Here is a 25,648-nt window from a genome sequence, read left to right on the forward strand (position 1 = left end):
GTTTCTCTCGAAATTTTGGATGGCGAATAGGTATGCAAAACGCAACTATCAAACGTCAAACGGCTGTCAGGCGTCTTCCAACCGTGCCTGCATTGCATCACTTGCCGCTTCGATGAGGCGCGCCTCGATGGTGTTTAGGCGCTCCCCTTCCACCAGCTTGCCGCCTGTAAGATCAGTGACATAGAAGGTATCTGCGGCCCGTTCGCCGTAATTGGTGATGTGTGCGGAATGCACCACCAGGCGGTTTTCGAACAACACCCTTGCAAGCCGGTTGAGCAGCGCAGGGCGGTCGCGGGCATTGACCTCGATCACGGTAAACCGGTTGGACGCCTTGTGGTCGAACAGGACGCGCGGGCTCACATCGAAAGCGCGCGAGCGGCTGTGCGGCAGCGGACGCTGGGCCAGCTTGGGCGCAAGATCGATCCGGTTCGCCAGCGCATCGGCGATGGTCGTCTCGATCCTTTTCATCTGCGAAGCTTCCCGGAACGGCGCGCCGTGCGGGTCCTGGACGAGGAAGTTGTCGAGCGCCCAGCCGTTCCGCGTCGTATGGATGCGGGCATCGATGATGTTCCCGCCGGCCAGGTGGATTCCGCCGGCAATGCGGTAGAACAGGCCCGGGTGGTCTGCTGCGATGACGGTGACGAGCGTTGCCCCTCGCGCCTCGTAATACTCGCAATGGACCGAAAGCGCGTGCTCCAGATCGCGCGCCGCCGCGTAGTGCACGAGGTTGAGGGCGATGATGTCGACGGGTTCTGCAATCCAGTAGGAATCGTCGAAGGTCGCGGACAGATCCTCGATCAGGGATGCCTTGTCGCCCAGCAGTTCGGCGGCCTGCGCCTTCTTCGCGGCGACCTTTTCCTTGCGGCCATGACGCATGTGACCAAGGCGCAAACGCTCCGATGCCGTGTCGTAAAGCTCGCCCAGCAGCTGCCCCTTCCAGCTGTTCCACGTGCCCGGCCCGACCGCGCGGATATCGACCGCGGTGAGGATGGCGAGATGGCGCAGGCGCTCCGTGCTCTGGACCTGGCCGACGAAATCCTCGATCGTCTTGGGGTCGGTGAGATCGCGCTTTTGCGCGACATGGCTCATGAGCAGGTGATTGAGCACCAGCCAGGCGACCAGCTCGGTCTCGTTCTCGTTCAGGCCGAAGCGCGGGCACAGCTCGCGCGCCACCTCCGCGCCGAGGATGGAATGGTCCCCCTTGCGGCCCTTGGCGATGTCGTGAAGCAGCGCGGCGACGTAGGCGACGCGGCGCGAGTTGACCTTGTGGATCAGGCGGGTTGCACGCGGGTGGTCCGCTTTCAGCTCGCCCTTCTCGATCTGGCTCAGCAGGCCGATGGCGCGAATGGTGTGCTCGTCCACCGTGTAGTGGTGGTACATGTCGAACTGCATCTGCGCGTTGACCTTGCCGAAATCGGGCACGAAGCGGCCGAACACGCCGGCCTCGTTCATCCACCTCAGGACCGTTTCGGGATCGTTACGGCCGCTCAGCAGGTCGAGGAACAGAGCGTTGGCGCGCGGGTCCTCGCGCACGGCATTGTCGATCAGCTTCGCATCGCGTGCAGCCTGCCGCATGGTTTCGGGGTGGATGTCGAGACTTTCCGCCTCGGCGACCTGGAAAATCTCGACCAGCCGGACCGGGTCCTTGCGGAAATAATCGTCCGAGGGCGCGGCGATACGCCCGCCGAAGACGCGGTATCCCTTGAGGACGCGCGGCTTCTGCCGGAACGTCGCGAAAAAGCCGCTGCGCGCGGCGCGCTGGGCCAGATCGTCCTCGATATGGGCGAGGAATACGCCGGTCAGGCTGCCCACCCGCTTTGCCTGCAGGAAATAGAACTGCATGAACCGCTCGACGGCGCTCTTGCCCGGGCGATCGGCAAAATTCATCCGCTCCGCCACGCGCCGCTGCAAGTCGAAGGTGAGCCGGTCGTCCGCGCGGCCGGTCAGGATATGCATGTGGCAGCGCACGGCGAGCAGGAACCGCTCTGCCCGGCGGAAGGTGCGGTATTCATTGTCGGTCATCAGGCCGACATCGACCAGTTCCGACGCACTGCGCACACGGTGGAGGAACTTGCCGATCCAGTAAAGCGTCTGGAGATCGCGCAAGCCGCCCTTGCCGTCCTTGACGTTGGGTTCGACGACATAGCGGCTGTCGCCCATACGGCGGTGGCGCGCGTTGCGTTCTTCCAGCTTCTGGCTGAGGAAGGCGCGTTCGTTCCCCTTCACCACCTCGGCGGTGAACCGGCGCTCGCCTTCTTCATAAAGCTCGCGGTCGCCCCAGACATAGCGCCCTTCGAGCAGCGCGGTCCGGATCGTGAGGTCGTCTTTCGCAAGGCGGATCGCCTCGTCCAGCGTGCGGGTCGAATGGCCGACCTTGAGGCCGAGGTCCCACAGCAGGTAGAGCATTGCCTCCACCACCTGTTCGCACCAGGCGTTGCGCCGCTCGCCCACCAAGAAGGCGATATCGACGTCGGAATGGGGCGCCATTTCGGCGCGACCGTATCCGCCCACCGCCATGATCGCCAGCCGCTCTCCCGAAGAACGGTTCGGTGCCGGATAGACGAAGCGCGTCACATATTCGTGGATGACGCGGATCAGCTGGTCGACGAGGAAAGAGTACCCGCCTGCGATGGCATGACCCGCAGAAGGGCGCGCCGTCAGCCGGGCTTCCATTTCGGCCCGCCCGGCCTCCAGCGCTTCCTTCAGCGCGGCAACGACTTCTCCGCGCGCCTTTGCCCCCCGCTCGCCGGCCAGCACCTCGATCCGCGAGGCCAGTGCCCGCCGGTCGATGATTGCGCGCTGGTCGGGGATCCGGGGCTCGCCCAAGCCTAGAGGAGCTCCTTGGCGAAGGTCGCCTTGACCGTCCGCTTGTCCACCTTCTGCGTGCCGAGACGCGGGAGGTGGTCGGCCGAACGGAACACGTGCGCGGGGATCTTGAAGGCCGCGATGTGCTCGGCAAGGAATTCGCGCAAATCGTCGGGCGTCAAATCCTTGCCCGGGTGGGTCATGTAGACCGCCGCCGGGATTTCACCGAAGCGTTCGTCCGGCACGCCGAAGACGCTGCATTCGGCCACCGCTTCATGCGCGTAAATGGCCTCTTCCACCTCGATGCAGGAGATGTTCTCGCCGCCGCGGATGATGATGTCCTTTTTGCGGTCGACGATGAAGAGGTATCCGTCCTCGTCGACGTAGCCGAGGTCGCCGGTGCGGAAATAGGCATCGTCCGTATAGGCCGACTTGGTCGCGTCCTCGTTCTTCCAGTAACCGAGGAAATTACACACCGAGCGGATGCAGACCTCGCCCACTGCGCCCGACGCCAGTTTGTTCCCGTCATCGTCGAGGATGGCGAGATCGACCAGCGGCTTCGACGCCATGCCGGTCGAACCGGGCTTGGCGATGTAGTTCTCGTTGAGATTGCCGCAGCCCACCGCATTGGTTTCGGTGAGGCCGTAGCCAAGCAGCGGGAAGCCTTCGGGGAAGGCGTCCTTGATCTTCTTCACATGTTCGGGCGGGCGCGGCGAACCGCCGGCGGCAAAGCTCTTGCAGCTCGACAGGTCGAACTGGTCGCGCTCGGGATGGGTGGCCATTTCGTAGCTCATGAGCGGGACGCCGACGAAATAGGTGACCTTTTCCTCGTCCAGCAGGCGCAGCGCTTCACGTGCATCCCACTTGGGCATCAGCACCAGCTTGCGCCCCAGGGCGAAGCTCTGGAGGAACAGCGGGATTTCGCCGGTAACGTGGAACAGCGGCACTGCGACCAGCGCGGACGGCTGGACGGTCGGGGCCTCACCGCGCTCGGTCAGGATCTGCAGGATCATGGCGGTCTGCGCGACATAGTTCATCGTGCCCGACACCACACCGAGGTGATCCGAATAGGCGCCCTTGGGATGGCCGGTCGAACCCGAGGTGTAGAGGATGGTGGCAAGGTCGGACGGGCCGAGTTCGCCGAGCATCTTCATCGCCGTATCGCCATCAGCCCAGATCTCGGACAGGCCCGTGGCGGGTTCGCCGTGACCGAAGATGACGACCTTGGCCTTGATATCGGCATCTTCCATGCGCGCGGCGCGCGGCGCGTCGGCAAGGATCAGCGAACAGCCGCACAGGTCGATGCCGTAGGCTAGTTCCTCGCCCGTCCACCAGCCGTTGAGCAGCGTGGCGCAGCCGCCGGCCATCAGCGTGCCCATGTAGGCGATCATCCAGTTGGCGGAGTTGCGGGCAGCGATGCCGACCCGGTCACCCTTCTTGACGCCGTGGAAAGTGGCAAGGCCGTGCGCGACCTTGGTCGCGGCCGCGTAGACTTCACCGAAGGTCAGGCGCAGGTCGCCATCGACCAGAAAGAGGACGTCCTTCTTCTCGTTGCAGAAGTGGGCGAAGTAATGCGCGAGGCTAGGCGGCGCATTGACGAATGCGGGCATTTCGACGCCGCGGCGTTCGACCGTCTTCAGTTCGAACATTTGACCCGGGGCGGTCACGGCGGCGGTAAAACGATGGATATCCTTGTCGAGTTCGGTCGGCATGGTCGTTCGGTTTCCTCTCTCCATTTCACGCGCAAGGCGACAAATCGCTTCCCATCGCCCGGTGGACGATGAAGTTGCGACGCAGGCTTTCCCCAAAACCCCTGCTATGCCAAAAGCCGCCCCGCAACGGGTCGCGCACGCGGCTTCCGAGACGTCTCTAAGGGGATAAAACCTTGCTGTCACTATTGGCTGCAACTGCAGCTTCTGCCGAACCGATCCAGTGGGCGGAACTGGGCCTCAGGCCCTACCTGTTCGACATCGGCGGTTTCCAGCTGCGCTATTATTCGCTCGCCTACCTGCTCGGCATCCTGCTGGGGTACTGGCACTTGTCGAAGATGGTGAAAGCGCCCGGAAGCCCGATGGCCCAGCGCCACGCGGACGATTTGTTCTTCTACTGCACGCTCGGCGTGATCTTGGGCGGAAGGCTCGGTTACGCAGCCTTCTACAAGCCCGAACTGTTCACCGGCTTCACCGCGGGCGAGTTCGTCAGCTGGGACCTGCTGCGCCTGTGGGACGGCGGGATGAGCTTCCACGGCGGGGTCATCGGCGTGCTGGTGGCGATCAGCTGGGTGGCCCTGCGCGGCGGCCTCAACTGGCTGCGGGTGTGCGACTATATCTCGGTCAACGTGCCGCTCGCCTACATGCTCGGCCGCATCGCCAACTTCATCAACGGCGAGCTTTACGGCCGCCCGGTGGAAGGCGACATTGCCTGGGCCATGGTGTTTCCGGGTGGCGGCGACGTCGCGCGACATCCCTCGCAGCTCTACCAGGCGGGCCTTGAAGGACTGCTGCTCGGCATCCTCCTCATCGCACTGTTCTGGAAGACCCGGGCGCGCTACCGCCCCGGCCTGCTGGTCGGCCTATTCACCATCGGCATGGGCATCGGCCGCTTCGTCAGCGAGTTCTTCCGCGAACCCGATGCGCACCTTGCCTATGTGGTGGCGGAGACCGGCCTGTCGCGCGGCCAGTGGCTGAGCCTGCCGATGATCGCGGTCGGCGTGATCGTCATGATCTACGCCTTCACCCGCCAGCCGATCGGCAAGGCCAAGCCCGCCGCGCCGCAATCGGCATGAGCGCAGCCGGCGGCGAAACGCCGCTCGCGCAAAGCTTCAGGCGGCTGATCGAACGGCACGGGCCGATGCCCGTGTCGCGCTACATGGGCGAAAACAACGCGCGCTATTACAACAGCCGCGACCCCCTGGGCGCGGGCGGAGATTTCACGACTGCGCCCGAAATCAGCCAGATGTTCGGCGAGATGGTGGGGCTGTGGTGCACTGACCTTTGGTTGCGGGCAGACCGCCCCGAGATCGCCTGGGTGGAGCTGGGCCCGGGACGCGGCACGCTTGCCCGCGATGCGCTGCGCGCCATGGGCAGCCAGGGCCTCCAGCCCGAGATCCACCTCGTGGAAGGCTCCTCGGCACTGCGCGAAAAGCAGGCCGACGCTCTGGTCGCCGCCCGCTTCCATGACACTGTCGACACGCTGCCGGACGACCGGCCGCTGATAGTCGTCGCCAATGAGTTCATCGACGCGCTTCCGATCCGCCAGCTGGTCAACACGCCCGATGGCTGGCGCGAGCGGATGGTCGCGCTGGACGATGACCGCTTCGTTTTTGCAGCCGGCCCCAATCCCATGGACGAGGCCGTTCCGCAGGACCGTCGCGATGCACCGGTGGGCACCGTCATCGAGACCTGTCCCGCAGCCGCCGCTCTGATTGGCGCGCTTGGCGAGCGGTTGCGCGATCAGGGCGGCGCAGCGCTGTTCATCGACTACGGCCATTTGGAGCCCCGCAACGGCGAAACGCTGCAGGCTCTCCGCACGCATGAAAAGGTCGGCGTATTCGATCATCCGGGCGAGATGGACCTCACCGCCCATGTCGATTTCGCCACTCTCGCGGAAATGGCGCGCGGCATGGATTTGCAGGTGGCCACCGCCACGCAGGGCGAATGGTTGCTGGCCATGGGCATGGGCCTTCGCGCACAGGCTCTTGCCCGGCGCAGCCCCGATCATGCGCAGGCCGTCTCGCAGGCATTCCACCGCCTGACTTCGGCGGACGAGATGGGCGAATTGTTCAAGGTAATGGCCGTTTCGGCACCCGGCTGGCCGCAGGGCGCCGGCTTCGGCTGAGGTTCATATGCACCCGGCCAAAAAGCTGTAACCGGTAATCGCATTCGCGCGGATGGAGAATCGCATGAGGAAAACGACCCTGGCTCTCGCCGCGCTGCTCTGCGCAACTCCCCTGCTGGCCGCCCAGCCGATCGAGGGGCGCTGGATCACGGCCGAAGAAGACGCAGTGATCACCATCGGCGAATGCGGCAGTTCGACCTGCGGGCGGATAACCAAGTTCCTCGTTGCTCCGCCCAAGGGCCTCGACCAGCGCGACGTGAACAATGCCGATGCGAAGCTGCGCCAGCGCAAGCTGCTCGGCATGCCGGTTCTCACCGGTTTCAGCGAAGACGCCAAACTGTGGCGCGGCCAGATCTACGATCCCAAGAGCGGCAAGACCTATCGCTCTGTGGTCAGGCGCAAGGACGCTAACCGGCTGGAAGTGAAAGGCTGCATTGGTCCCTTCTGCCAGACACAGGTCTGGACCCGCGCCCGCTGAGCTACAGCCCGGCCCTTTCGGCCAGCCGCCGGGCGGCCTGTTCGAAGCCCAGCTTGTCCTGTTCGCGGTCGACCGAGAAATTCGCCTCGCGCATCATGTGCACGTCGAGAGCCCCGATCAGCGGCTCGAGCGCTGCGACCAGCACCGTCTCGCGCGCCGCCTGCGGGCTCAGCATCAGGACGGCATCGTAATTCGGGAAGGCTTCGCGCGGATCGTCGAGCACGACGAGATTGTCCGCCGCTATGCGCCCGTCGGAGGTATATGCGGCAATCACTTGTGCCTCGCCCGACGAAAGCGCGCTGTACATGAAGGTCGGCGCGAAATTGCGCTGCTCCCTGAAACGCAGGCCATAGGTATCGCGCACAGCGAACCATTCGGGCCGCTCGAAGAATTCAGGATCGCCCCCGACGGTCAGTTGCGGTGCCGTTTTGACGAGATCCTCGATACTCTCGATCCCTCCCATTTGCGCAGTCTCGGCTTTGACGGCGAAGCCATAGGCATTCTCGAAGCCGAGCCGCCCGAACACTCTCATCCCGCTCGTCGCTTCTTCCCAGCGAGCTAACTCCCGGTACATCTGCTCGCGCGGCGGGTTGTCCTTGCGCCTCATCTGGTTGGTCCAGATGGTGCCGGTGTAATCGACATAGATATCGATCTCGCCGCTGGCAGCCGCGCTATGGGCCACTGCCGAACCCAGCCCGTCGCGATATTCGACAGTGAAGCCCTCCGCCTCTAGCCGCTGGCCGATCAGCCGGGCGAGGATGTATTGTTCCGAAAAGCCCTTGGCGCCGATCACGATGCGTCCCTCGTCTCGCTCGCCCCCGAACTGCGCCACCAGCGCCGCGGCGACGCCAAGCGCCACGGCCAGCATCCCGCCGAGCCAGAGACCGCGCCGCCGCTCGCGAAAGCCGCGCTCGATCGTGCCCAGCAGCGTGTCTGCCAAGAGTGCGAGCCCGGCGCTGGCAAGGCATCCGGCGAGGACGAGAATCCAGTTCTGCGTCTGCAAGCCGGCAAAGATCGGATCGCCCAGGCTCTTCTGCCCGATAGTGGTCGCCAGCGTGGCTGCACCGATGGTCCAGACGGCCGCGGTCCTGATCCCGGCCATTACATAGGGCGCGGCGAGCGGGGCCTCCACCAGGCGCAGGCTTTGCCAGAAGCTCATGCCCATGCCTTCCGCCGCCTCGATCACGCCGGGATCGAGATTGGCCTGCGCAGTCACCGCATTGCGCAGGATCGGCAGCAGGGCGTAGAGCGCCAGAGCGAGGAGTGCGGGCAGGAAACCCAATGTCGGCAATCCTTCCCCGAAGACTGCCCGAAGGCTCAGCAAGATCGGGAAGAACAGCGCCAGCAAGGCAAGCGCCGGAATGGTCTGGACGAGGCTGGCAAATGCCAGCGACGCGCGCGACACGGCGGGTGCACGGCTGGCCCAGACTGCCAGCGGCAGCGCCACGGCGATGCCCAGCGCGATGGCCGCAGCCGACAGGAGGACATGGGCGGCTAGCTGGTCGCCGAGCCCCGTGATGGCGTCGAGCAGGCCGGTCACTGCGACAGCTCCGCCAAGCGCTGCGCCTGGTGACGCGGCACCGCGACAAGCGCCTGCGCCGCCGCGCCGCCTGCGCCTGCAACGAGTGCAGACGGGGTCTGGTCCGCCACGATGCGGCCCGCTTCCATCACCAGCACGCGGTCGGCCAGCAGCAGGGCTTCGGTCATGTCGTGCGTGACCATCACCGTGGTCAGCCCGAGACGGCGGTGGAGGTCGAGCACCCGTTCTCCCAGCGCGTCGCGCGTGACGGGATCGAGCGCTCCGAAGGGTTCGTCCATCAGCAGGATCGACGGCTCGCTCGCCAAGGCCCGCGCGACACCGACGCGCTGGCGCTGTCCGCCGCTGAGTTCGTCGGGCATGCGCGTGGACATGCCGGGATCGAGGTCGACGAGTTCGAGCAGCGCGGAAATCCGCGCCGCGTCCACCGGTTCACCCGCGATACGCGGCCCGATACCGATGTTTTCCGCCACCGTCATATGCGGGAAGAGCCCGACCGACTGGAATACGTAGCCGATGCTGCGGCGCAAGCGCGCAAGTGGGACCGAGGCGACTTCGCGCCTTTGCAGGACCACGTGCCCGGCATCGGGATCGACCAGCCGGTTGACGGTCTTCAGCAATGTCGACTTGCCCGAACCCGAGGCACCGACCAGCGCGACGAACTGGCCTGAGGGGATTGCGAGGGTGACGGATTCGACTGCCCGCACACTACCGAATTGCTTGCAGACGCCCTCGAAGGAAAGCGCCGTCTCGCCGGATTCGCTCACTGTGCGGCTTCGGCGGTTTCTGCGTCCTGCGGCGCTTCGTAGGCGACCTTTTCGAGCTGGACCCGGCGACCACCACCCGAGGTGACGATCAGCTTACCATCGTCGAGCTTGCCGGTTTCCCAGCACCTCTCCCTGACATTGTCACCTTCGGGCTGGAAACAGAGGAGGACCTGTCCCGCCTCGTCACCCGGGGCCGCTTCCAGCGCCCAGCCGCCTTCCTGCCATGGATCGCCATTCCGCAGGTCCCGGTAGCGCCCTTCCGCATCCAGATAGGTGACATAGCGGGCGCCGTCCTCGGCAGATACGCGCCAGGCCGTGCCGACGAATTCCTTCAGCTCCCTCGCCTCTTCGGCCGCTTCGGCAGAGGCTTCGACATCGCCGGGACTATCTGCGGCCAGGTCCTGTTCGGCCGCACAGGCGGACAAAGAGAGGGAGGCGGAAAGGAGCACGGCAGAGCTGACGAGTGATTTCATGGTTTCCGGCATAACCCCTGCACTCGCCGCTGGCGACCCCTGCCCCTATCCGGCGATGGATGTGGAAGGGATCTTGAGTTCGACTCTCAGGCCGTCGTCTTCGAATTCGCGGGTGAACTGGCCCGACAGCTGGCCTTCGACAGCCATGCGCAGGAGGCGCGATCCGAACCCCTCGCTTGCCTGCTCGGCCTGCGCAAAACCATCGGATTTTTCGCGCCACGAGAGACATACCGTGCCTTCGCCATCGCAATCAGCATTGACCCCGACCGTGACCTTGCCGCCATCACGCGACAGGGCGCCGTACTTGGCTGCATTGGTCGCCAGTTCATGGATGATGAGCGCCAGCGGAGTCGCCGCGCGCGGGCCGATGGCAACGTCGCCGCCCGAAATCTCGATCCGCCCTTCACCGCCATCCTGGTAAGGTGCGAGCAGCTCATCGAGCAGCCCGACCAGATGCTCTTTCCGGCTCGGCGATGCCGGCTGGACGTAGTCGTGCGCCTTGCCCAGCGCGCGAATGGTTGTCGACAGCGCCTCGGCGTAATCCGCCACGGTTTCCTTGCCGCGCGAGTGGAGGGTCACGAGGCCGGAGACAACTGCGAAAATGTTCTTGATCCGGTGCGACAGCTCTTTTGCCAGGAGGTCGCGCATTTCGGAAGTGCGATGCGCCTCGTCGATGTCGATCACGGTCCCGAACCAGCGGCGTCCGCCCGGCTCCCCGTCGACCGGCATGGCGCGGCTCAGCACCCAGCGATAGCTGCCGTCTGCTTGCCGCAGTCGCCACTCGTCGTTGAACAGCCGTTCCTCGCTGAAGGCCTTGTCCCAGCTGGCGCGGCTGCGGGCGTAGTCTTCGGGATGGATGAATTCCGCCCAGTCGTCCGCCGTGCGCGGCGGTTCGCGGCCCGTGACCTCTTTCCAGCGCGCGCTGAACATGTCGAAATTGCCCGCGTGATCGACCGACCAGGCAATCCCCGGTACCGAATCGAGCATGTGCTGCAATTCGCGCTGCCGCGCCTCGAGTGCAGCGATGGCAGCGCGGTCCTGCCGCTGGATCAGCAGGCGCTGCATGACACTTGCCGCCAGCACTTCCAGCCCTTCGCGCTGCAGGTCGCTCAACCCCTCGCGCGGCACCGTGTCGATAATGCAGAGCGAGCCGAGCGGCGCGCCCTCGCTCGAGATGAGCGGGGCACCGGCGTAGAACCGGATGTGCGGCGCGCCGGTGACCAGCGGGTTGCCGCTGAAACGCGGGTCCAGCGTTGCATCGGGCACGATCATGGTCGCATCGCCGAGCATTGCATGGGCGCAGAAACTGGTCGGCCGCGGGGTTTCCCCGACCTCCAGCCCCTGCTTGGCGAGGAACCGCTGGCGCTCTTCTTCCACCAGTGAAACCAGCGCGATCGGCGCTTCGCATAGCGAGGCAGCGAACTGGACGATGCGCGACAATTCCGGTGCGCCTTCAAGCGCATCGAGGCCATAGGACGCCATGATGGCAAGCCGGTCCTCTTCCCCGCACACGGCAGAGTTCGGGCTGGCGCCGCTGGGCCAGGGAAGGCGGGGTCGATAAGCCATTGTATCCGTGACGTTCTAAATAAAGCCATCCGGGGCAGAGTCCAGTTCGGTAACCCCGACGCCGCTTGCCGCACCAAGCGGTTTGCCCGACCGCCATTCCTTCGCTATCGCGCGCGGCAAGAGAATGCCCCTACAGAGGGCAAGCAGGAGACACCATGCGCGCCACCCCCGATTTCGATTTCCAGCTCGGCGACAATGCGGACATGATCCGCGAAAGCGTTTCGCGCTTCGCCGACGAACAGATCGCCCCGCTCGCCGCCAAGGTCGACCGCGAGGACTGGTTTCCCAAGGCGGAACTGTGGCCCGCCATGGGCGAACTCGGCCTCCACGGCATCACCGTTCCCGAAGCGGACGGCGGTCTTGGCCTCGGCTACCTCGAACACGTGATCGCGGTCGAGGAAGTCAGCCGCGCCAGTGCCTCGGTCGGACTGTCCTACGGCGCGCATTCTAACCTCTGCGTCAACCAGATTGCGCGCTGGGCGAATGATGACCAGAAGGCGAAATACCTGCCCAAGCTGATCAGCGGCGAACACGTCGGCAGCCTTGCCATGAGCGAGGCGGGCGCCGGTTCGGACGTCGTGTCGATGAAGGCCCGGGCCGACAAGGTCGATGGCGGCTACGTCCTCAACGGAACCAAGTTCTGGATCACCAACGCCCCCTATGCGGACGTGCTGGTGGTTTATGCCAAGACCTCGCCCGAAGCGGCCAGCCGCGGCATTACCACCTTCCTGATCGAAAAGGAGTTCGAAGGCTTCTCGATCGGGCAGAAGATCGAAAAGGTCGGCATGCGCGGCTCGCCCACGGCAGAGCTGGTGTTCGACGATTGCTTCGTTCCGGAAGAAAACGTCATGGGCCCCGAAAACGGCGGCGTCGGCGTGCTGATGAGCGGGCTCGATTACGAGCGCGTCGTGCTCGCAGGTTTGCAGCTCGGCGTGATGCAGGCCTGCCTCGACACGGTCATTCCCTATCTTCGGGAACGCCAGCAGTTCGGCAAGCCCATCGGCAGCTTCCAGCTTATGCAGGCGAAGGTCGCCGACATGTATGTCGCGCTGCAGTCCGCACGTGCCTACACCTACGCCGTCGCCAAGGCTTGCGATGCCGGACAGACCACCCGGTTCGATGCGGCAGGCACGATCCTGCTGGCCTCGGAAAACGCCTTCCGCGTAGCGGCCGAGAGTGTGCAGGCGCTGGGCGGCGCAGGCTACACGCTCGATTGGCCGGTGGAGCGTTACATGCGCGATGCCAAGCTGCTCGACATCGGTGCCGGCACGAATGAAATCCGCCGCATGCTGATCGGCCGCGAACTGATCGGCGCCGCCCGATGAGCGGGGACGAGGACTACGTCTACGACGAGGACAGCGGCGAATGGATGCCGGCTTCCGAACTGGCGGCCAAACAGGCGGCGGCCGAGACGGTCGAGGTGCGCGATGCGGTCGGCAATTTGCTTGCCGACGGTGACCAGGTGACGCTGATCAAGGACCTCGAGGTCAAGGGCGCGGGCCAGACGCTGAAGCAGGGCACGCTGATCAAATCGATCCGGCTCACCGGCGACCCGCAGGAAATCGACTGCAAATATCCCGGCATCAAGGGCCTCGTCCTGCGTGCCGAATTCGTGAAGAAACGGTAAGACCACAGGCATGACAGCACCCGCTCTCACCACGAAGCTTGACCGCGAGGCGCCCGACACCAAGGCGCGGTTCGATCACAACAAGGCGCTGGCCGAGGAACTGCGCAAGCGTGTCGCCGAAGCCGCGCTCGGCGGGCCGGAGAAGCACCGCGAACGGCATGTCAGCCGCGGCAAGCTGCTGCCCCGCGAAAGGGTAGAACGCCTGCTCGATCCGGGTGCGCCGTTCCTCGAGATCGGCCAACTGGCGGCCAACGGCCTCTACGGCGACGAGATCAGCGGCGCCGGGCTGATCGCCGGGATCGGCCGCGTGTCGGGCCGGCAGGTGATGATCGTGTGCAACGATGCCACCGTCAAAGGCGGCACCTACTATCCGATGACGGTCAAGAAGCACCTGCGCGCCCAGGAAATCGCGCAGGAAAACCGCCTGCCGTGCATCTACCTCGTCGACAGCGGCGGGGCGAATTTGCCGCACCAGGCAGAGGTCTTCCCCGATCGCGACCATTTCGGGCGCATCTTCTTCAACCAGGCGAACATGAGCGCGATGGGTATCCCGCAGATCGCCTGCGTCATGGGCAGCTGCACCGCGGGCGGTGCCTATGTGCCGGCCATGTCGGACGAGACGGTGATCGTGCGCGAACAGGGCACGATCTTCCTTGCCGGACCGCCGCTGGTGAAGGCCGCCACCGGCGAGGAAATCAGCGCCGAGGACCTTGGCGGCGGCGACCTCCATGCGCGCAAATCGGGCGTGGTCGACCACCTCGCTGAAAACGACGAGCACGCGCTCACCATCGTGCGCGACATCGTTAGTCACCTGGGTGACAATTACGCCGCCGCAACGGGAGTACAATTGGTTGAACCGCGCCCGCCGAAGTTCGACGCGGACGATCTGTACGCGATCGTGCCCGAAGACGTGCGCGCGCCATATGAGGTGAAGGAAATTATCGCCCGCCTCGTCGACGGGTCAGAGTTCCACGAATTCAAGGCGCATTACGGCAGCACGCTGGTCTGCGGTTTCGCCCATATCTGGGGGATGCCGGTGGCGATCCTGGCCAACAATGGCGTGCTGTTTTCCGAAAGCGCGCAGAAGGGCGCGCATTTCATCGAGCTCGCGTGCCAGCGCCGCATCCCGCTGCTGTTCCTCCAGAACATTTCCGGCTTCATGGTCGGCGGCAAATACGAGGCGGAAGGCATCGCCAAGCACGGGGCCAAGCTGGTCACCGCCGTCGCCACCGCGACCGTACCCAAGGTCACCGTCGTCATCGGCGGCAGCTTCGGCGCGGGCAATTACGGCATGTGCGGCCGCGCCTACCAGCCGCGCTTCCTGTTCACCTGGCCCAATGCCCGCATTTCCGTGATGGGCGGCGAGCAGGCGGCCAGCGTGCTGGCGACCGTCCACCGCGACGCCGACAGCTGGACCCCCGAACAGGCCGAGGAATTCAAGGCCCCGATTCGCCAAAAATACGAGGACGAGGGCAATCCCTATTACGCCACCGCCCGCCTGTGGGACGACGGCGTGATCGACCCGGTGCAGACCCGCGACGTGCTTGGCCTCGCCCTTGCCGCCACGCTGGAGGCACCGATTCCGGAGAGGCCGCAGTTCGGCGTGTTCCGAATGTAAACGTGGCAAAGCGGGGGTCGCACTTCGGTTTTTCGATCAGTTCCAGCGGCGATGTGGCCGAGACGCGGCGCCGTATTCGCGGCATGCTCAGGCCCTGGTTCGACATGACGACGGGCCCGCGCGGCTTCGTCGTGGGCCGGTTCGTGTGCATCTGGTCGGGGATGGGTGCCCATAACCAGCCGGAATGCGTGGCGCTGATCCGGCGCAACGGCTGGACGTCGCGCATCCAGGGCATGACCTTTTCCCTTGCGACATCGCTCGCCCTTTTGCTGCTGCCTGCGCTCGGCACCTTATGGGCTGCGAGCGGCCTGATGAATGGCAGTCTCTATCCGATGGGCGCCATCCCGATTCTCGCCCTGTCCCTTGCCGCTTTGGTGGGAGGTGCATGGCTCACGCTGCGCTCCGACCCCAATCGAAACCTCGTCGTCAAGGCGCTGCGCCGCGAATTCGAGCCGCGGTCGCAACCCAAGACGCTGTGCCTTAAAGTGCCGGCGGAAGGGGGCGTGCCGGTGAGCATGGACGTATCCGGATCGCGCCACTCCGGTCCAATTGTCCCGGCCGACCTGCTTCCCGTACTCGACGCGCTTGAAGACGGGACGGAAACCCATGTGATCCTGAGCCGCAGCGAAACGGAGTTCATGCAATGCGCCCCGTCGATCTACGGCTTCACGATCGAGCTGCGCGCGGCGGGCGATGACTGGCCGAAATTGGCCAGTCGGGCAGCAGGCGGCCAAGATGCCACATTCCAGCTGGAAGAAGTGAAACAGGTCCTGTCGGCCTATGTCCTTGGCGCGGAACGGTTTGACGGCATCGACTGGTCCTGAACTGCCCAGTACCTTCGCAGGCTGTGTCGATTCTGCCGCATCCCTCTCGCATTCCGCTACGTAACTGCTAGGGCTCGCAGGCAGGAGAGAGAATGTCGCAAGCCAATTTCCGGAAGCCTTCGCTTCTGAGCCGCATCGTGCGGCGCATCATCATGGTGCTCTACCGCTGGAAGGGCTGGAAGCTGGACGGGCACCTGCCCGACCTGCCGAAATTCGTCATCGCGGGGGCGCCGCATACCTCGAACTGGGACTTCGTTTTCTTCATCGGGGCGACCGCAGAAGAAGGCGTGCAGCCCAATTTCATGGGCAAGCACACGCTGTTCCAGGGGATGATGAGGAACTTCATGTTCGACATGGGCGGCATTCCGATCGACCGTACCAAGCGCAGCAATGTCGTTGAGCAGGTCGCCGCCGAGTTCGAGCAACGCGACCATCTCGCACTGGTCATCGCGGCAGAAGGCACGCGCAGTTCCAACGGCGAATGGAAATCGGGTTTCTACAACATCGCCCGCGCGGCGAATGTCCCGATCGTTCCGGCCTGGGTGTGCAACGAACGCCGCATACTCGGCTTCGGCCCGGCCATCGTGCCGACCGCCGATTACGGCGAGACGCTGCTTGAAATCGCGCGCTTCATGCGCTCCAAACTGCCGGATTACGAACGTTACAAGGTTCTGGAGGCCCAGGCGCTGGGTCTGACCGAGGAGGCGAAAACCGCATGATCGACGCCCTGCTTGCCAATGCCGCGATCCTGGTCGGCGTGGTGCTCATCCTGTGGGTGATTTCCGTCCAGATCGACGATGTGTCCTTCATCGATTCCTTCTGGGGTGCGGGCATGGCCCTGGTGGCCTTTGCCAGCTGGATGCAGCTTGCCCAGCCGGGCGCCCTTGCAAACCTGCTGCTGGCGATGACGGCGGCCTGGGGCCTCAGGCTCGGTATCTACCTGCTGCGCCGCTGGCGCGCGGAAGGCGAGGACAAGCGCTATGAACGCATGCTGCGCAAGGACCGCGAGAAAGGCCGCTTCGCCATCGCCGCGCTGACGAAGATCTGGCTCGGCCAGGCCGTGCTGCTGTTCCTCGTCTCCTCTCCCGCGCAGCTCGGCATCCTCAGCAGCGCGGAACCGGCCCCGATCACCGGCATCGCTTGGGCGGGTATCGCCCTCTATCTGGTCGGCATCTTCTTCGAATGGGTCGGGGACTGGCAGCTGGCGAAGTTCAAGGCCGATCCGGCCAACAAGGGCCAGGTGATGGACCGCGGGCTGTGGCGCTATACTCGCCACCCCAACTACTTCGGCGATGCCTGCGCCTGGTGGGGTATCTGGCTGGTCGCGGCGAGCATTGCCTGGGAAGTGGCTGCACTGACCGTCGCCGGCCCGCTGTTCCTGACCTTCACGCTGGTGAAGTGGTCGGGCGCGGCGCTGCTGGAAAAGGGCATGAAGCATTCGCGCCCGGGGTACGAGGAATACAAGCGCCGCACGTCGTCCTTCATTCCGTGGCCGCCGCGCTCCGCCGCCTGAAAAAACCGCCTTTTTCGCACCAATGCTCTGGCACCCGCGGCTCGCGGACACTATCCTCTATCCCAATGACCGACCTAACGGCCCGCCGCGCATGAACACGCCCGACCTCAGGCAGGAACGGGCGCGCCTTGCCGCCTATGCCATGGACCTGACCGGTCGGCGCGGGGGCGAGGTAACGCCGGAAATCCTTGCGGCAGAGGTCGGCGTATCGCGGGCGCGCATCGAGGCGATCTTCCCCGAGGAATCGGACCTGTTCGATGCCGTGGTCGAACTCTGGTTCGAACCCCATGTCGCGATCATGGAAGAAGTGCTGGCAAGCGACCTGCCGCCGAACCGCAAGTTCTATGAATTCTACGTCCGCCGTTTCCGCCGCAACCGCGCGGAATTCCGCCGCGATCCGTCCGCCTTCGCCGTATTGTGCGAACTGGGCGCACGGCGGTTCGAACGCGTGCGCAGCTTCGTCGACCTTGCCGACCATTATTTGTGCGAACTGATCGCCGAAGCGCAGGCCGAAGGGCATTTCCCCGGCCTCGAGATCGACCGCGCGCTGACGCTCATCAACCAGATGACCGTGGCCTACACCATGCCCGACCTGCTGCAGACGGTCGACGAGCGGCTGACCGAGGACAAGCTCGCCGCCATCGTCGACACGCTCTTTGCCGGCCTTTCCGCGACCGACGGCGGTGCCTCTGGCGTGAGTGGCCTGCGCCCGGCGTGAGCGGGAAGTCGCGAAGTCGCCGAATCCTTTTCATCGGCTTGAACTACGCGCCCGAACCGATCGGCATCGGTCCCTATAGCGCAGGGCTGATGGAGGCGCTGGCAGAGCGGGGCCACACGGTCCACGCGGTGGTCGGCCAGCCCTATTACCCCGAATGGAAGATGCACGAATTCTTCCACGGACGGTGGACGAACACGACCGAGAACGGCGTCACCATCACGCGCTGCCCGCATTACATCCCGGCCAATCCGACCGGATCGCGGCGGCTGGCGCATCACCTCAGCTTTGCCAGCAGCGCCTATCCTGCGGCCCGCCTCGCGCGGCGCGACCTGCGCCCCGATCTCGTCATGACGGTAGCGCCTTCGCTGGTCGCTGCGCCGGTGGCGGCGCGCATGGCGCGGCGTGCTGGCGTGCCCTACTGGCTCCACGTCCAGGATTTCGAGGTCGGCGCGGCACAGGCCACCGGCCTGCTCGGCAAGGGGCGCGTGGCCGACGCTGCGCTGCGGTTCGAGGAACGCGCGCTTGCCGCCGCCGACATCGTGTCCACGATCAGCGGACCGATGAAACGCTTGCTCGCAGCCAAGGGCGTGGCGCCGGAAAAGATCGTCGAACTGCGCAATTGGGCCAACCATGCCTCCCCTGCCGGCGAGCGCGATTACCGGGCCGAATGGGGCCTCGGTGGCAAGTTCGTCGCGCTCTACTCGGGCAACATCGCCAACAAGCAGGGGCTGGACACGGTGGTGGAAGCAGCGCGCTTGTTGGTCCATCGCGAGGATATCGCCGTGCTTGTCTGCGGAGACGGTCCAACGCGGGGCCGGCTCGAGAAGCTCGGGGAAGGCATCGCTACGCTGCACTTCAAGGACCTGCAGCCGAGCGGGGACGTCGGCGACCTGCTGCATATGGCGGATGTGCACCTGCTGCCCCAGCTGGTCGAAGCGGCGGATCTCGTGCTTCCTTCCAAGCTCGGCAACATGCTCGCCTCGGGCCGCCCCGTGCTCGCGACAGTGCCAAGGGGCACGGGCATCGCGGACGAGATCGAGGGATCGGGCGTCGTGGTCCCGCCGGGCGATCCTGCCGCCCTCGCATGGACGATCGAACAGCTGGCCGGGGACCCCGCCTCGTGCAGGGCGATGGGTGCCAATGCGAGGCGCGCAGGCGTGGAGCGCTGGTCGAAGGGGCAGGTGGTCGACGGGTTTGAAGCGGCAATGGAAGACCTGCTCGGCTGACCTCAAGCCATGCCGCGCCGGACACCGGATGTGCTGGCGGCATAAAATACCGTTTTCCTACACCTCACCCACTGATTAACCGATTTGGCTCGTTTAATCATTGAGAGGTACCGGATAGATGAGCAACCCCATTCCCTTGCAGGCTCCCGGCGGCTTTGCACCCCTTTCCGCCAGCGGGTTCGACGATGGAACGGGTCATCTTGCGCCCGTCAGTTCGGCCAGCCCGCTTCCGGTCACGGCGGTGGCCGGCAGCACCAGCGAGCCGCTTGACGGGACGCTGACGGGCTCGGGCCTTGCCGGGCCCTTCGAGCCGTCCGGCCTCGATCCGGTCTATTGCACGCTGGCGGGCGATTTCACCGGCACGGTCGGGGTCATGCGCTCGCTCGACCGCGGCGCGACGCTGCATCCCTTGACGGCGGGCGGCGTGCGCTGGGCCGAATTCGGCGGACCGGCCTGCGAGCCGGTGTGGATCGAGAGCGAACAGGGGGCCTCGCTCTGGCTCGATTGCGCGCTTGCTTCGGGAACGCTGGCCTACAGGCTCGCGCAATGAACGCGCTGGCGATTTCCTCCCTCGCCCTTGCCGTCGAGGCGGCGCAGGGCAAACCCTGCCTCTTCGCGGACCTAGCCCTCAAATCGCCCCGACAGGATGCCGGCCTGCTGGTGTCGAGCGGGCACGCAGCGCCCGGCCTTGGCGCGGGCACCTATGTCTGCGATGCGCGCTGCACGCCCGAGCTATTGGCCGCGCACCCCCGCTTCGTCGTCCGCACCGCCAACGGGCGCATCTTCCGCCTCCTGCCCGAAAGCGGCGCCATCACGCCCGAACAGGGCGGCGCGGCGGGCGACGGGGTGACGGACGACCAGCCCGCGATCCAGGCGGCGGTCGACTACGCCGAAGCCGTGGGCGCGCAGGAGGTGCGCTTTCCTGCACCTCGCTACCGGATCGACTGCCCGCTGCGCACCTCTCCTGCAGACCAGAGCCTTGCGCGTGACGGGCACCCCATCGTGATCAGCAAGTCGCTGGCTTTCAGGGGCATGGCGGCAGGGCGGACGGTGCTCGACTTCCGCGCGCTCGATGGTGCTCCGGCGGAGAGCGACTGGCAGCTTGTCCCCGCCTCCGCATCCGACCCGTCGCTTGCCGTCTGGCGCGGCGGGGGGATTTTCGTGAGCGGCGATACCGTCGACCCCGGCAAGGGGCAGCGCACTGTCGCCCGGCTGGAACTCGACCGGCTGGTCCTTTACGGCAACCGGCAGCACACGGGCAATCATGCCTGGCCCGCCTATCCTGTGACAGGCGACGGGTGGGACATCACCGACAAGGCGCTGTGGGTGCAGGATTGCCATGTCGGCGAGATCGTCTGCCGCGATACCGACATGATCGGCTGGAAGGGCGAGATCTTCTACCTCGGCGGCGCGATCGACGCGGTGGAGCGGGTCGAACTGGCCCGCTGCCGCTTCGCCAGCACCAATGGCAGCGCCTTCAATCCCGGCTGCAATGCCGAAATCCTCGCCACCGATTGTTCCTTCGGCGACGCATTCCAGGCGCAGGAGGAGACCGGCAAGAACCGCGCGATCTATCGCAATTGCGTGTGGCACGACTGCGACCACACGACGATCGGCAGCGGTTCGACCGCCGCGTTTCTCTACAACTGGGTCTGGCCGACGCGCGTCGAGGCTTTGCCGCCCCCGCTCACCCTGCTCGACAATTGCGAGTTTCGCGACGTCGGCTGGCTGCGCGTGCTCAGCTGGGTTTCGGGATCTATCCGCACGGTGGACACGCCGGTCGGCCTGCCGGGCAGCGACGGCCAGGCGATCAGGGACGTGGACCTCGGGATCGACGCGCTGCTCGACCGCAAGACCAACATCCACGCGCTCGGCCTCTATGGGTTGGACACGCTGGAAGAGCAGGTCCCGGGCGCACCCGCCGGCGTGTTCAAGCGCCCGCCTGCCAATGTCTCGCTGCGCATCACGCACCGCCGCACCAGCGCCGCGCGGGAGGCAGGGCGTGAATGGCTGGGCGTCAGCTGGAGCGGCCTCGTCGACGCCTCCTGCTCCATCCACGCGCAGGGCGAATATGCGAGCGGCCGCGTTCCCAACGGCGGGGACGCGCCCGTCTCCATGCCGCTCGTCACCTTCGGCCCCGGCGCGCCCAGCACCAGCTACTGGGCGCGCGGCTGGTACGCCGCGCCTGCGTTCTCCGGCCCTGGCGAGATAAAGGTCACCGCGCCGCTGATGGCGGTCACGCTTGCCGACGCGATCATCGCCGACATGACCTTGTCGCGCCCGCCTTCGGGCGGAAGCAGCTTCGGCTATGCAGAGGGCCAGACGGTGCGCATCAGCAAGGTAGGCGCGGCAGGCAGCTTCCGCTTCGGCAAAGGGGCGTCCGCATCCTTCGCGGTCACCGCGACGCGCAGCCTCGTGAACGAATGCGACTGGATCGAATTCACCTACAATCGCGAGCGCCAGCGGTGGGAGGAAAGCGGCTTCTTCTCCGACGCGTGAGGCGGGCTTTGCGACACGGGAGGGGATTAAACGCCCCTCCCGCTTGCCCGAGCGGCGCGGGTGGGGAATCACACTGTCATGGCGATTCTTTCCGACAAGTGGATCCGCGACAAGGCGCTCAACGAAGGCATGATCGAGCCTTTCGTCGAAGCGCAGCGCCGCGAAGGCTGCATTTCCTACGGGCTGTCGAGCTATGGCTACGACGCGCGCGTCGCGCCCGAGTTCAAGATCTTCACCAATGTCGACAGCGCGGTGGTCGATCCCAAGGATTTCGCCAGCAACAGCTTCGTTGATCGCGACACCGACGTCTGCGTGATCCCGCCCAACAGCTTTGCCTTGGCGCGCACAGTCGAATATTTCCGCATTCCCGAGGACGTGCTGGTCATCTGCCTCGGCAAGAGCACCTATGCCCGCTGCGGCATCATCGTGAACGTCACCCCGCTCGAACCGGGCTGGGAAGGCCATGTGACGCTGGAGTTTTCGAACACCACGCCGCTACCGGCCAAGATCTACGCCAACGAAGGGGCGTGCCAGTTCCTGTTCCTCAAGGGCAACGAACGGCCCGAAGTGACCTATGCCGACCGCGCGGGCAAATACATGGGCCAGCGCGGGGTGACGCTGCCGCGCCTATGACAAGGCAGCCCTGACGCTACGTCTTTGACTCTCTCCCGCGCCGCGCGCATTCAGGCGGACAAAGGAGAGAACCCATGGCTGATACCGAATTCGACATCATCGTCTATGGCGCCACCGGCTATACCGGCCGTCTCGTCGCCGAGCATTTCGTGCGCGAATACGGCGGCAAGGACGGTGGGCCGAAATGGGCCATGGCCGGCCGCAGCATAGACAAGCTGGAAGCGGTGCGCGACGAGATCGGCGCGCCGGAGTCGACACCGTTGGTGGTCGCCGATGCCGACGATCCGGCAAGCCTGGAGGCCATGTGCAACCGCACCAAGGTCGTGCTGACCACGGTCGGCCCCTACCAGCTCTATGGCGACGCGCTGGTCGCAGCCTGCGTCAAGACCGGCACCGACTATGCCGATTTGTGCGGCGAGCCGGTCTGGATGCGCCAGAAGATCGACGAGCACATGGAAGCCGCCAAGGCGAGCGGCGCGCGGATCTGCTTCTCCTCCGGCTTCGACTCGATCCCCTTCGACCTCGGCGTGCTGATGGCGCAGAAGGTCGCCAAGGAGCGGTTCGGCAAGCCCGCACCGCGCATCAAGGGGCGCGTGCGCGGCATGGCGGGCGGCGCGTCGGGCGGCACGGTCGCCAGCCTGACCGAGACGATGAAGGCGGTCGCGCGCAATCCCAAGCTGATCTCGATCCTCAAGAGCAGCTTCGGTCTGACGCCCGGTTTCGAAGGTCCGGACCAGCCGTCCGGCCTCGTGCCGCGCTACGAAGAGAAGCTCGGCAAGTGGGCCGCGCCCTTCGTCATGGCGCCGATCAACACCAAGAACGTCCACCGGACGAACTTCCTGCTCGGCCACCCCTATGGCGAGGACTTCCGCTATGACGAGATGGTGCTGACCAGCCCCGGCGATGCCGGCAAGGCTGCGGCGAGCGCGCTCGCCGATATGATGAAGAACCCCTTCGGCGCCAAGCCGCCCAAGCCCGGCGAAGGCCCGACGCCGGAAGAGCGCGAGAACGGGTTCTACGACGTGCTGTTCATCGCCGAGATGCCGGACGGCGAGACGCTGAACTATGCCGTCAAGGGCAAGTACGATCCGGGCTATGGCTCGACCAGCCGCATGCTGGGCGAAACCGGAATGGCGCTGCTCGACTGCAAGGCCGAAGGCGGGGTCGGCACGCCCGGCTCGTTCCTCGGCGAAGCGCTGGTCGAGCGGCTGCGCGAGCACGCCGCCCTGACCTTTGCCGTCGAGGATTGAGCGGGATCAGTAGCTGAAACGCAGGCTCGCCGAGATATTGCGCCCGGGCAGGGGCACGAAATCCTTGGTGAAGCTTGCGTGACGGCGGCCGCTGACGTCGAAGATATTCTCCGCCTTCAGGATCACGCTCACCGACGGCTGGTTGCGTAGCGGGCGCCAGGTGGCGATCGCATTGACGAAGGTGAATGCGTCGGTTTCGGTTTCGAACGGCGCGACTTCGCGCTGGGCACCGTACCATTCGACTTCCCCGCGCAGGTCCAGGTCGCCCGTCGATGCCTCGAGCGCGCCCAGCAGGCTGACCGGCGGAATGCGCGGGACCGGCGTGCCGTCCGACAGTTCCGCTTCGACATATTCGCCGCGCAGGTCCGCCGTCATGGCGAAGGTGCCGGTATCGAGGAAGCGCCAGATCAGCTCGCCTTCGAGGCCCTGGTAGGTAGCGTCCTGCTGGAGGTAGACGAAGACCGGCAGCTCGTCCTCTTCCTCGCCGGTTTCGGACAGGTAGATGTAGTCGTCGAACCAGTTCTTGAACGCTGCGAGGCTGAATTCGAAGTCGCCCACGGTGCCGCGCGCGAACAGTTCAGCGCCCCATGCGCGTTCGACGCCAAGGTCCGGATCGCCGATCTCGAACGCCTGCGTCGCGATGTGCGGACCGTTGGAGAACAGTTCCTCCGCGCTCGGGGCGCGGGCCACGCGTGACAGGTTGATGCCGGCGCGGAAGGCCTGCGGTCCGTCATAGGCAAGGCCGATCGCACCGGAGAAGGTGTCGAAATTGCGCTCAAGCCCGAGGAAGGTGGAATCGACCGTGGTGGTCTCGAACCGCGCCGCGCCTTCGAGCTGTACCGGGCCGTCGCCATATTCCTGCAGGGCGAAGAGGGCGAGCTGCTCGGTGCGGTTCGGAGCGACATAGGCTTCCTCGCCCTCGGCGAAGAAGTCGCGGAAATAGTATTGCGTACCGATCGAACCGCGCCAGCGGCCGTTGGGGTTCTGCACGAGTTCGGCGCGCGCCTCGATACCCTGCACGTCGAAAGTCGTGCCGACTTCGGCGCCTTCGAATTCGGTGTGCGTGTAGTCGGAATAGCCGGCGCGGATCTTCAGCTTCTCGAACAGGCCCTCGCCAAGGTAGATGTCGCCGCGCATGTCGGCGCGGTACTGGCGCAGGCCGATGTTGACGGTTTCCGGACCTTCTTCCCCGGCCTCGGCTTCGCCGCCTTCTTCCTCGCCCTCGTGGTGGCCTGCACCGGGGCGGATCGGGATGCCGTAGAAGGTGTCGTAAACGCCGAAGGATACGCCAAGGCTCGACTGGTCGCGGAAGAAGGCGAGGCCGCCGTTGGCCGTCCAGGTTTCCGTGCCGCTGTTGAACAGCTTGCCTTCGGCGAGCGCGAGTTCGCGCAGTTCCTCGGCCTCGCCGAGATTGCCCTCTTCCTCTTCCTCGTCGGCATCGGCGAGGAGTTCGGCGCGCAGTTCGGGTGCCACGAGGAAACCGGGAACGCTCAGGTCATCGGTGGTGCGATAGGAGCCGTCGGCATGGGCGACGAAACCGCCGCCCAGCGGCACATCGAAGGACGCGCCGCCTTCGCGCAGGTCGCTAACCGTGTCGGCGCGCACGATGGCATCGACATGGAACGCCTCGTTCGGGACGCGGCGCGGGATGCGCTTGTCGATCACGTTGACCGCGCCGCCGATTGCCTGGCTGCCGTAAAGGAGGACAGCAGGGCCGCGCAGGACCTCGATGCTCTCTGCGGTCAGCGGGTCGATCGAGACGGCATGGTCGGCGGAGGTGTTGGAGACGTCGATCGCGCCGATGCCGTCGACCAGCACCTTGACACGCTCGCCCGAAAAGCCGCGCAGCACGGGGCGCGAGGCACCGGGCGCAAAGCCGCTGGCGGAAACGCCGGGCACGCTGTTGAGCACTTCGCCCAGCTGGCCGTCGAGATTGGCGTCGAGCGCCGCGCCTTCGACGACGCTGGTCCCCGCGAGCAGGTCGAACTGGCGCAGGCCGGCTGCAGTGACCACGATGGTCCCGCGCGAATCCATGCGGCGGTCGTGGAGATCGTCCTCCACCTGCTCTTGCGCCACCTGGCCATCGGCGGGCTGCGCAGACGCGTCTTGCGCCAGCGCAGGCTGGGCCACGGCAATAGCGATCAGGGACAGGGAGGCGGCGAGGGGGTGTTTGCTCTGATACAACATATCGCGCCACATAACGCGCGATCCACCGGTTTCAAGCACAATCCGCCAAATGTGCACGCGGCACGACGAACGACTTGTGTGTCGCCCGGA

The 25,648-nt window shown here is 65.5% G+C and carries 22 protein-coding genes; 15 read left to right on the forward strand and 7 right to left on the reverse strand.

The window, feature by feature from the left end:
- Positions 1–66: 66 nt before the first annotated feature.
- Entirely contained in the window at positions 67–2,826 is a 2,760-nt protein-coding gene (locus GRI42_RS10165) for a [protein-PII] uridylyltransferase (protein ID WP_160608386.1), read from the reverse strand.
- A gap of 2 nt (positions 2,827–2,828) precedes the next feature.
- A complete protein-coding gene (locus GRI42_RS10170; RefSeq protein ID WP_160608387.1) occupies positions 2,829–4,517 on the reverse strand; it encodes a class I adenylate-forming enzyme family protein in 1,689 nt (562 codons plus the stop codon).
- Between the two features lie 173 nt (positions 4,518–4,690).
- Here GRI42_RS10170 and lgt point away from each other — a divergent pair, with 173 nt between their 5' ends.
- The 3 genes from lgt (at position 4,691) to GRI42_RS10185 (ending at position 7,120) form a co-directional block, all read left to right on the forward strand.
- Positions 4,691–5,590: a prolipoprotein diacylglyceryl transferase gene (gene lgt, locus GRI42_RS10175; RefSeq protein ID WP_160608388.1), complete on the forward strand. Its 900-nt coding sequence runs from the start codon at positions 4,691–4,693 to the stop codon at positions 5,588–5,590.
- Complete coding sequence (locus GRI42_RS10180; RefSeq protein ID WP_234033930.1) at positions 5,587–6,642, forward strand: class I SAM-dependent methyltransferase; 1,056 nt, start codon at positions 5,587–5,589, stop codon at positions 6,640–6,642. Before lgt ends, GRI42_RS10180 begins: the two co-directional genes overlap by 4 nt.
- Positions 6,643–6,706: 64 nt before the next feature.
- Complete coding sequence (locus GRI42_RS10185; RefSeq protein ID WP_160608389.1) at positions 6,707–7,120, forward strand: DUF2147 domain-containing protein; 414 nt, start codon at positions 6,707–6,709, stop codon at positions 7,118–7,120.
- Between the two features lies 1 nt (position 7,121).
- Here the strand turns inward: GRI42_RS10185 and GRI42_RS10190 are convergent, their stop codons facing one another.
- From GRI42_RS10190 to GRI42_RS10205, 4 genes are read right to left on the reverse strand one after another with little or no spacing between them, the layout of a single operon-like run.
- Positions 7,122–8,660, reverse strand: coding sequence for an ABC transporter permease/substrate-binding protein (locus GRI42_RS10190; RefSeq protein WP_160608390.1), 1,539 nt, complete (start codon positions 8,658–8,660; stop codon positions 7,122–7,124).
- Entirely contained in the window at positions 8,657–9,364 is a 708-nt protein-coding gene (locus GRI42_RS10195) for an ATP-binding cassette domain-containing protein (protein ID WP_325065324.1), read from the reverse strand. Before GRI42_RS10195 ends, GRI42_RS10190 begins: the two co-directional genes overlap by 4 nt.
- A 56-nt stretch (positions 9,365–9,420) precedes the next feature.
- The gene (locus GRI42_RS10200; RefSeq protein WP_160608392.1) at positions 9,421–9,897 is read right to left on the reverse strand and encodes a hypothetical protein; all 477 of its coding nucleotides are present in this window, start codon (positions 9,895–9,897) and stop codon (positions 9,421–9,423) included.
- 45 nt (positions 9,898–9,942) lie between these two features.
- Positions 9,943–11,463 (reverse strand): sensor histidine kinase, encoded by a 1,521-nt coding sequence (locus tag GRI42_RS10205; RefSeq protein WP_160608393.1) that lies wholly within the window; start codon positions 11,461–11,463, stop codon positions 9,943–9,945.
- Between the two features lie 155 nt (positions 11,464–11,618).
- On the opposite strand from GRI42_RS10205, the gene GRI42_RS10210 reads away from it, so the two are divergent.
- The 12 genes from GRI42_RS10210 (at position 11,619) to GRI42_RS10265 (ending at position 23,371) form a co-directional block, all read left to right on the forward strand.
- Entirely contained in the window at positions 11,619–12,788 is a 1,170-nt protein-coding gene (locus GRI42_RS10210; RefSeq protein ID WP_160608394.1) for an isovaleryl-CoA dehydrogenase, read from the forward strand.
- Positions 12,785–13,090 (forward strand): alkylphosphonate utilization protein, encoded by a 306-nt coding sequence (locus GRI42_RS10215; RefSeq protein WP_160608395.1) that lies wholly within the window; start codon positions 12,785–12,787, stop codon positions 13,088–13,090. Before GRI42_RS10210 ends, GRI42_RS10215 begins: the two co-directional genes overlap by 4 nt.
- Before the next feature lie 10 nt (positions 13,091–13,100).
- Complete coding sequence (locus tag GRI42_RS10220) at positions 13,101–14,708, forward strand: carboxyl transferase domain-containing protein (RefSeq protein ID WP_160608396.1); 1,608 nt, start codon at positions 13,101–13,103, stop codon at positions 14,706–14,708.
- 53 nt (positions 14,709–14,761) lie between these two features.
- Positions 14,762–15,532, forward strand: a complete 771-nt coding sequence (locus tag GRI42_RS10225) for a hypothetical protein (RefSeq protein ID WP_160608397.1) — start codon at positions 14,762–14,764, stop codon at positions 15,530–15,532.
- 92 nt (positions 15,533–15,624) lie between these two features.
- Positions 15,625–16,251, forward strand: coding sequence for a 1-acyl-sn-glycerol-3-phosphate acyltransferase (locus GRI42_RS10230; protein WP_160608398.1), 627 nt, complete (start codon positions 15,625–15,627; stop codon positions 16,249–16,251).
- Entirely contained in the window at positions 16,248–17,045 is a 798-nt protein-coding gene (locus GRI42_RS10235) for a DUF1295 domain-containing protein (RefSeq protein ID WP_160608399.1), read from the forward strand. Before GRI42_RS10230 ends, GRI42_RS10235 begins: the two co-directional genes overlap by 4 nt.
- Positions 17,046–17,067: 22 nt before the next feature.
- Positions 17,068–17,763, forward strand: a complete 696-nt coding sequence (locus tag GRI42_RS10240; protein WP_234033931.1) for a hypothetical protein — start codon at positions 17,068–17,070, stop codon at positions 17,761–17,763.
- Positions 17,760–18,989, forward strand: a complete 1,230-nt coding sequence (locus GRI42_RS10245; protein WP_160608400.1) for a WcaI family glycosyltransferase — start codon at positions 17,760–17,762, stop codon at positions 18,987–18,989. Before GRI42_RS10240 ends, GRI42_RS10245 begins: the two co-directional genes overlap by 4 nt.
- A 118-nt stretch (positions 18,990–19,107) precedes the next feature.
- Positions 19,108–19,539: a hypothetical protein gene (locus GRI42_RS10250; protein WP_160608401.1), complete on the forward strand. Its 432-nt coding sequence runs from the start codon at positions 19,108–19,110 to the stop codon at positions 19,537–19,539.
- Entirely contained in the window at positions 19,536–21,488 is a 1,953-nt protein-coding gene (locus tag GRI42_RS10255) for a pectate lyase family protein (RefSeq protein ID WP_160608402.1), read from the forward strand. Before GRI42_RS10250 ends, GRI42_RS10255 begins: the two co-directional genes overlap by 4 nt.
- Positions 21,489–21,566: 78 nt before the next feature.
- Positions 21,567–22,121 (forward strand): dCTP deaminase, encoded by a 555-nt coding sequence (gene dcd, locus GRI42_RS10260; RefSeq protein WP_160608403.1) that lies wholly within the window; start codon positions 21,567–21,569, stop codon positions 22,119–22,121.
- A 74-nt stretch (positions 22,122–22,195) separates the two neighbouring features.
- A complete protein-coding gene (locus GRI42_RS10265) occupies positions 22,196–23,371 on the forward strand; it encodes a saccharopine dehydrogenase family protein (RefSeq protein WP_160608404.1) in 1,176 nt (391 codons plus the stop codon).
- A gap of 6 nt (positions 23,372–23,377) precedes the next feature.
- On the opposite strand, the gene GRI42_RS10270 is transcribed toward GRI42_RS10265, so the two are convergent.
- Positions 23,378–25,558, reverse strand: coding sequence for a TonB-dependent receptor (locus GRI42_RS10270; RefSeq protein ID WP_160608405.1), 2,181 nt, complete (start codon positions 25,556–25,558; stop codon positions 23,378–23,380).
- Between the last annotated feature and the right edge of the window lie 90 nt (positions 25,559–25,648).

Source organism: Qipengyuania gaetbuli (assembly GCF_009827315.1).
Lineage (GTDB): Bacteria > Pseudomonadota > Alphaproteobacteria > Sphingomonadales > Sphingomonadaceae > Qipengyuania > Qipengyuania gaetbuli.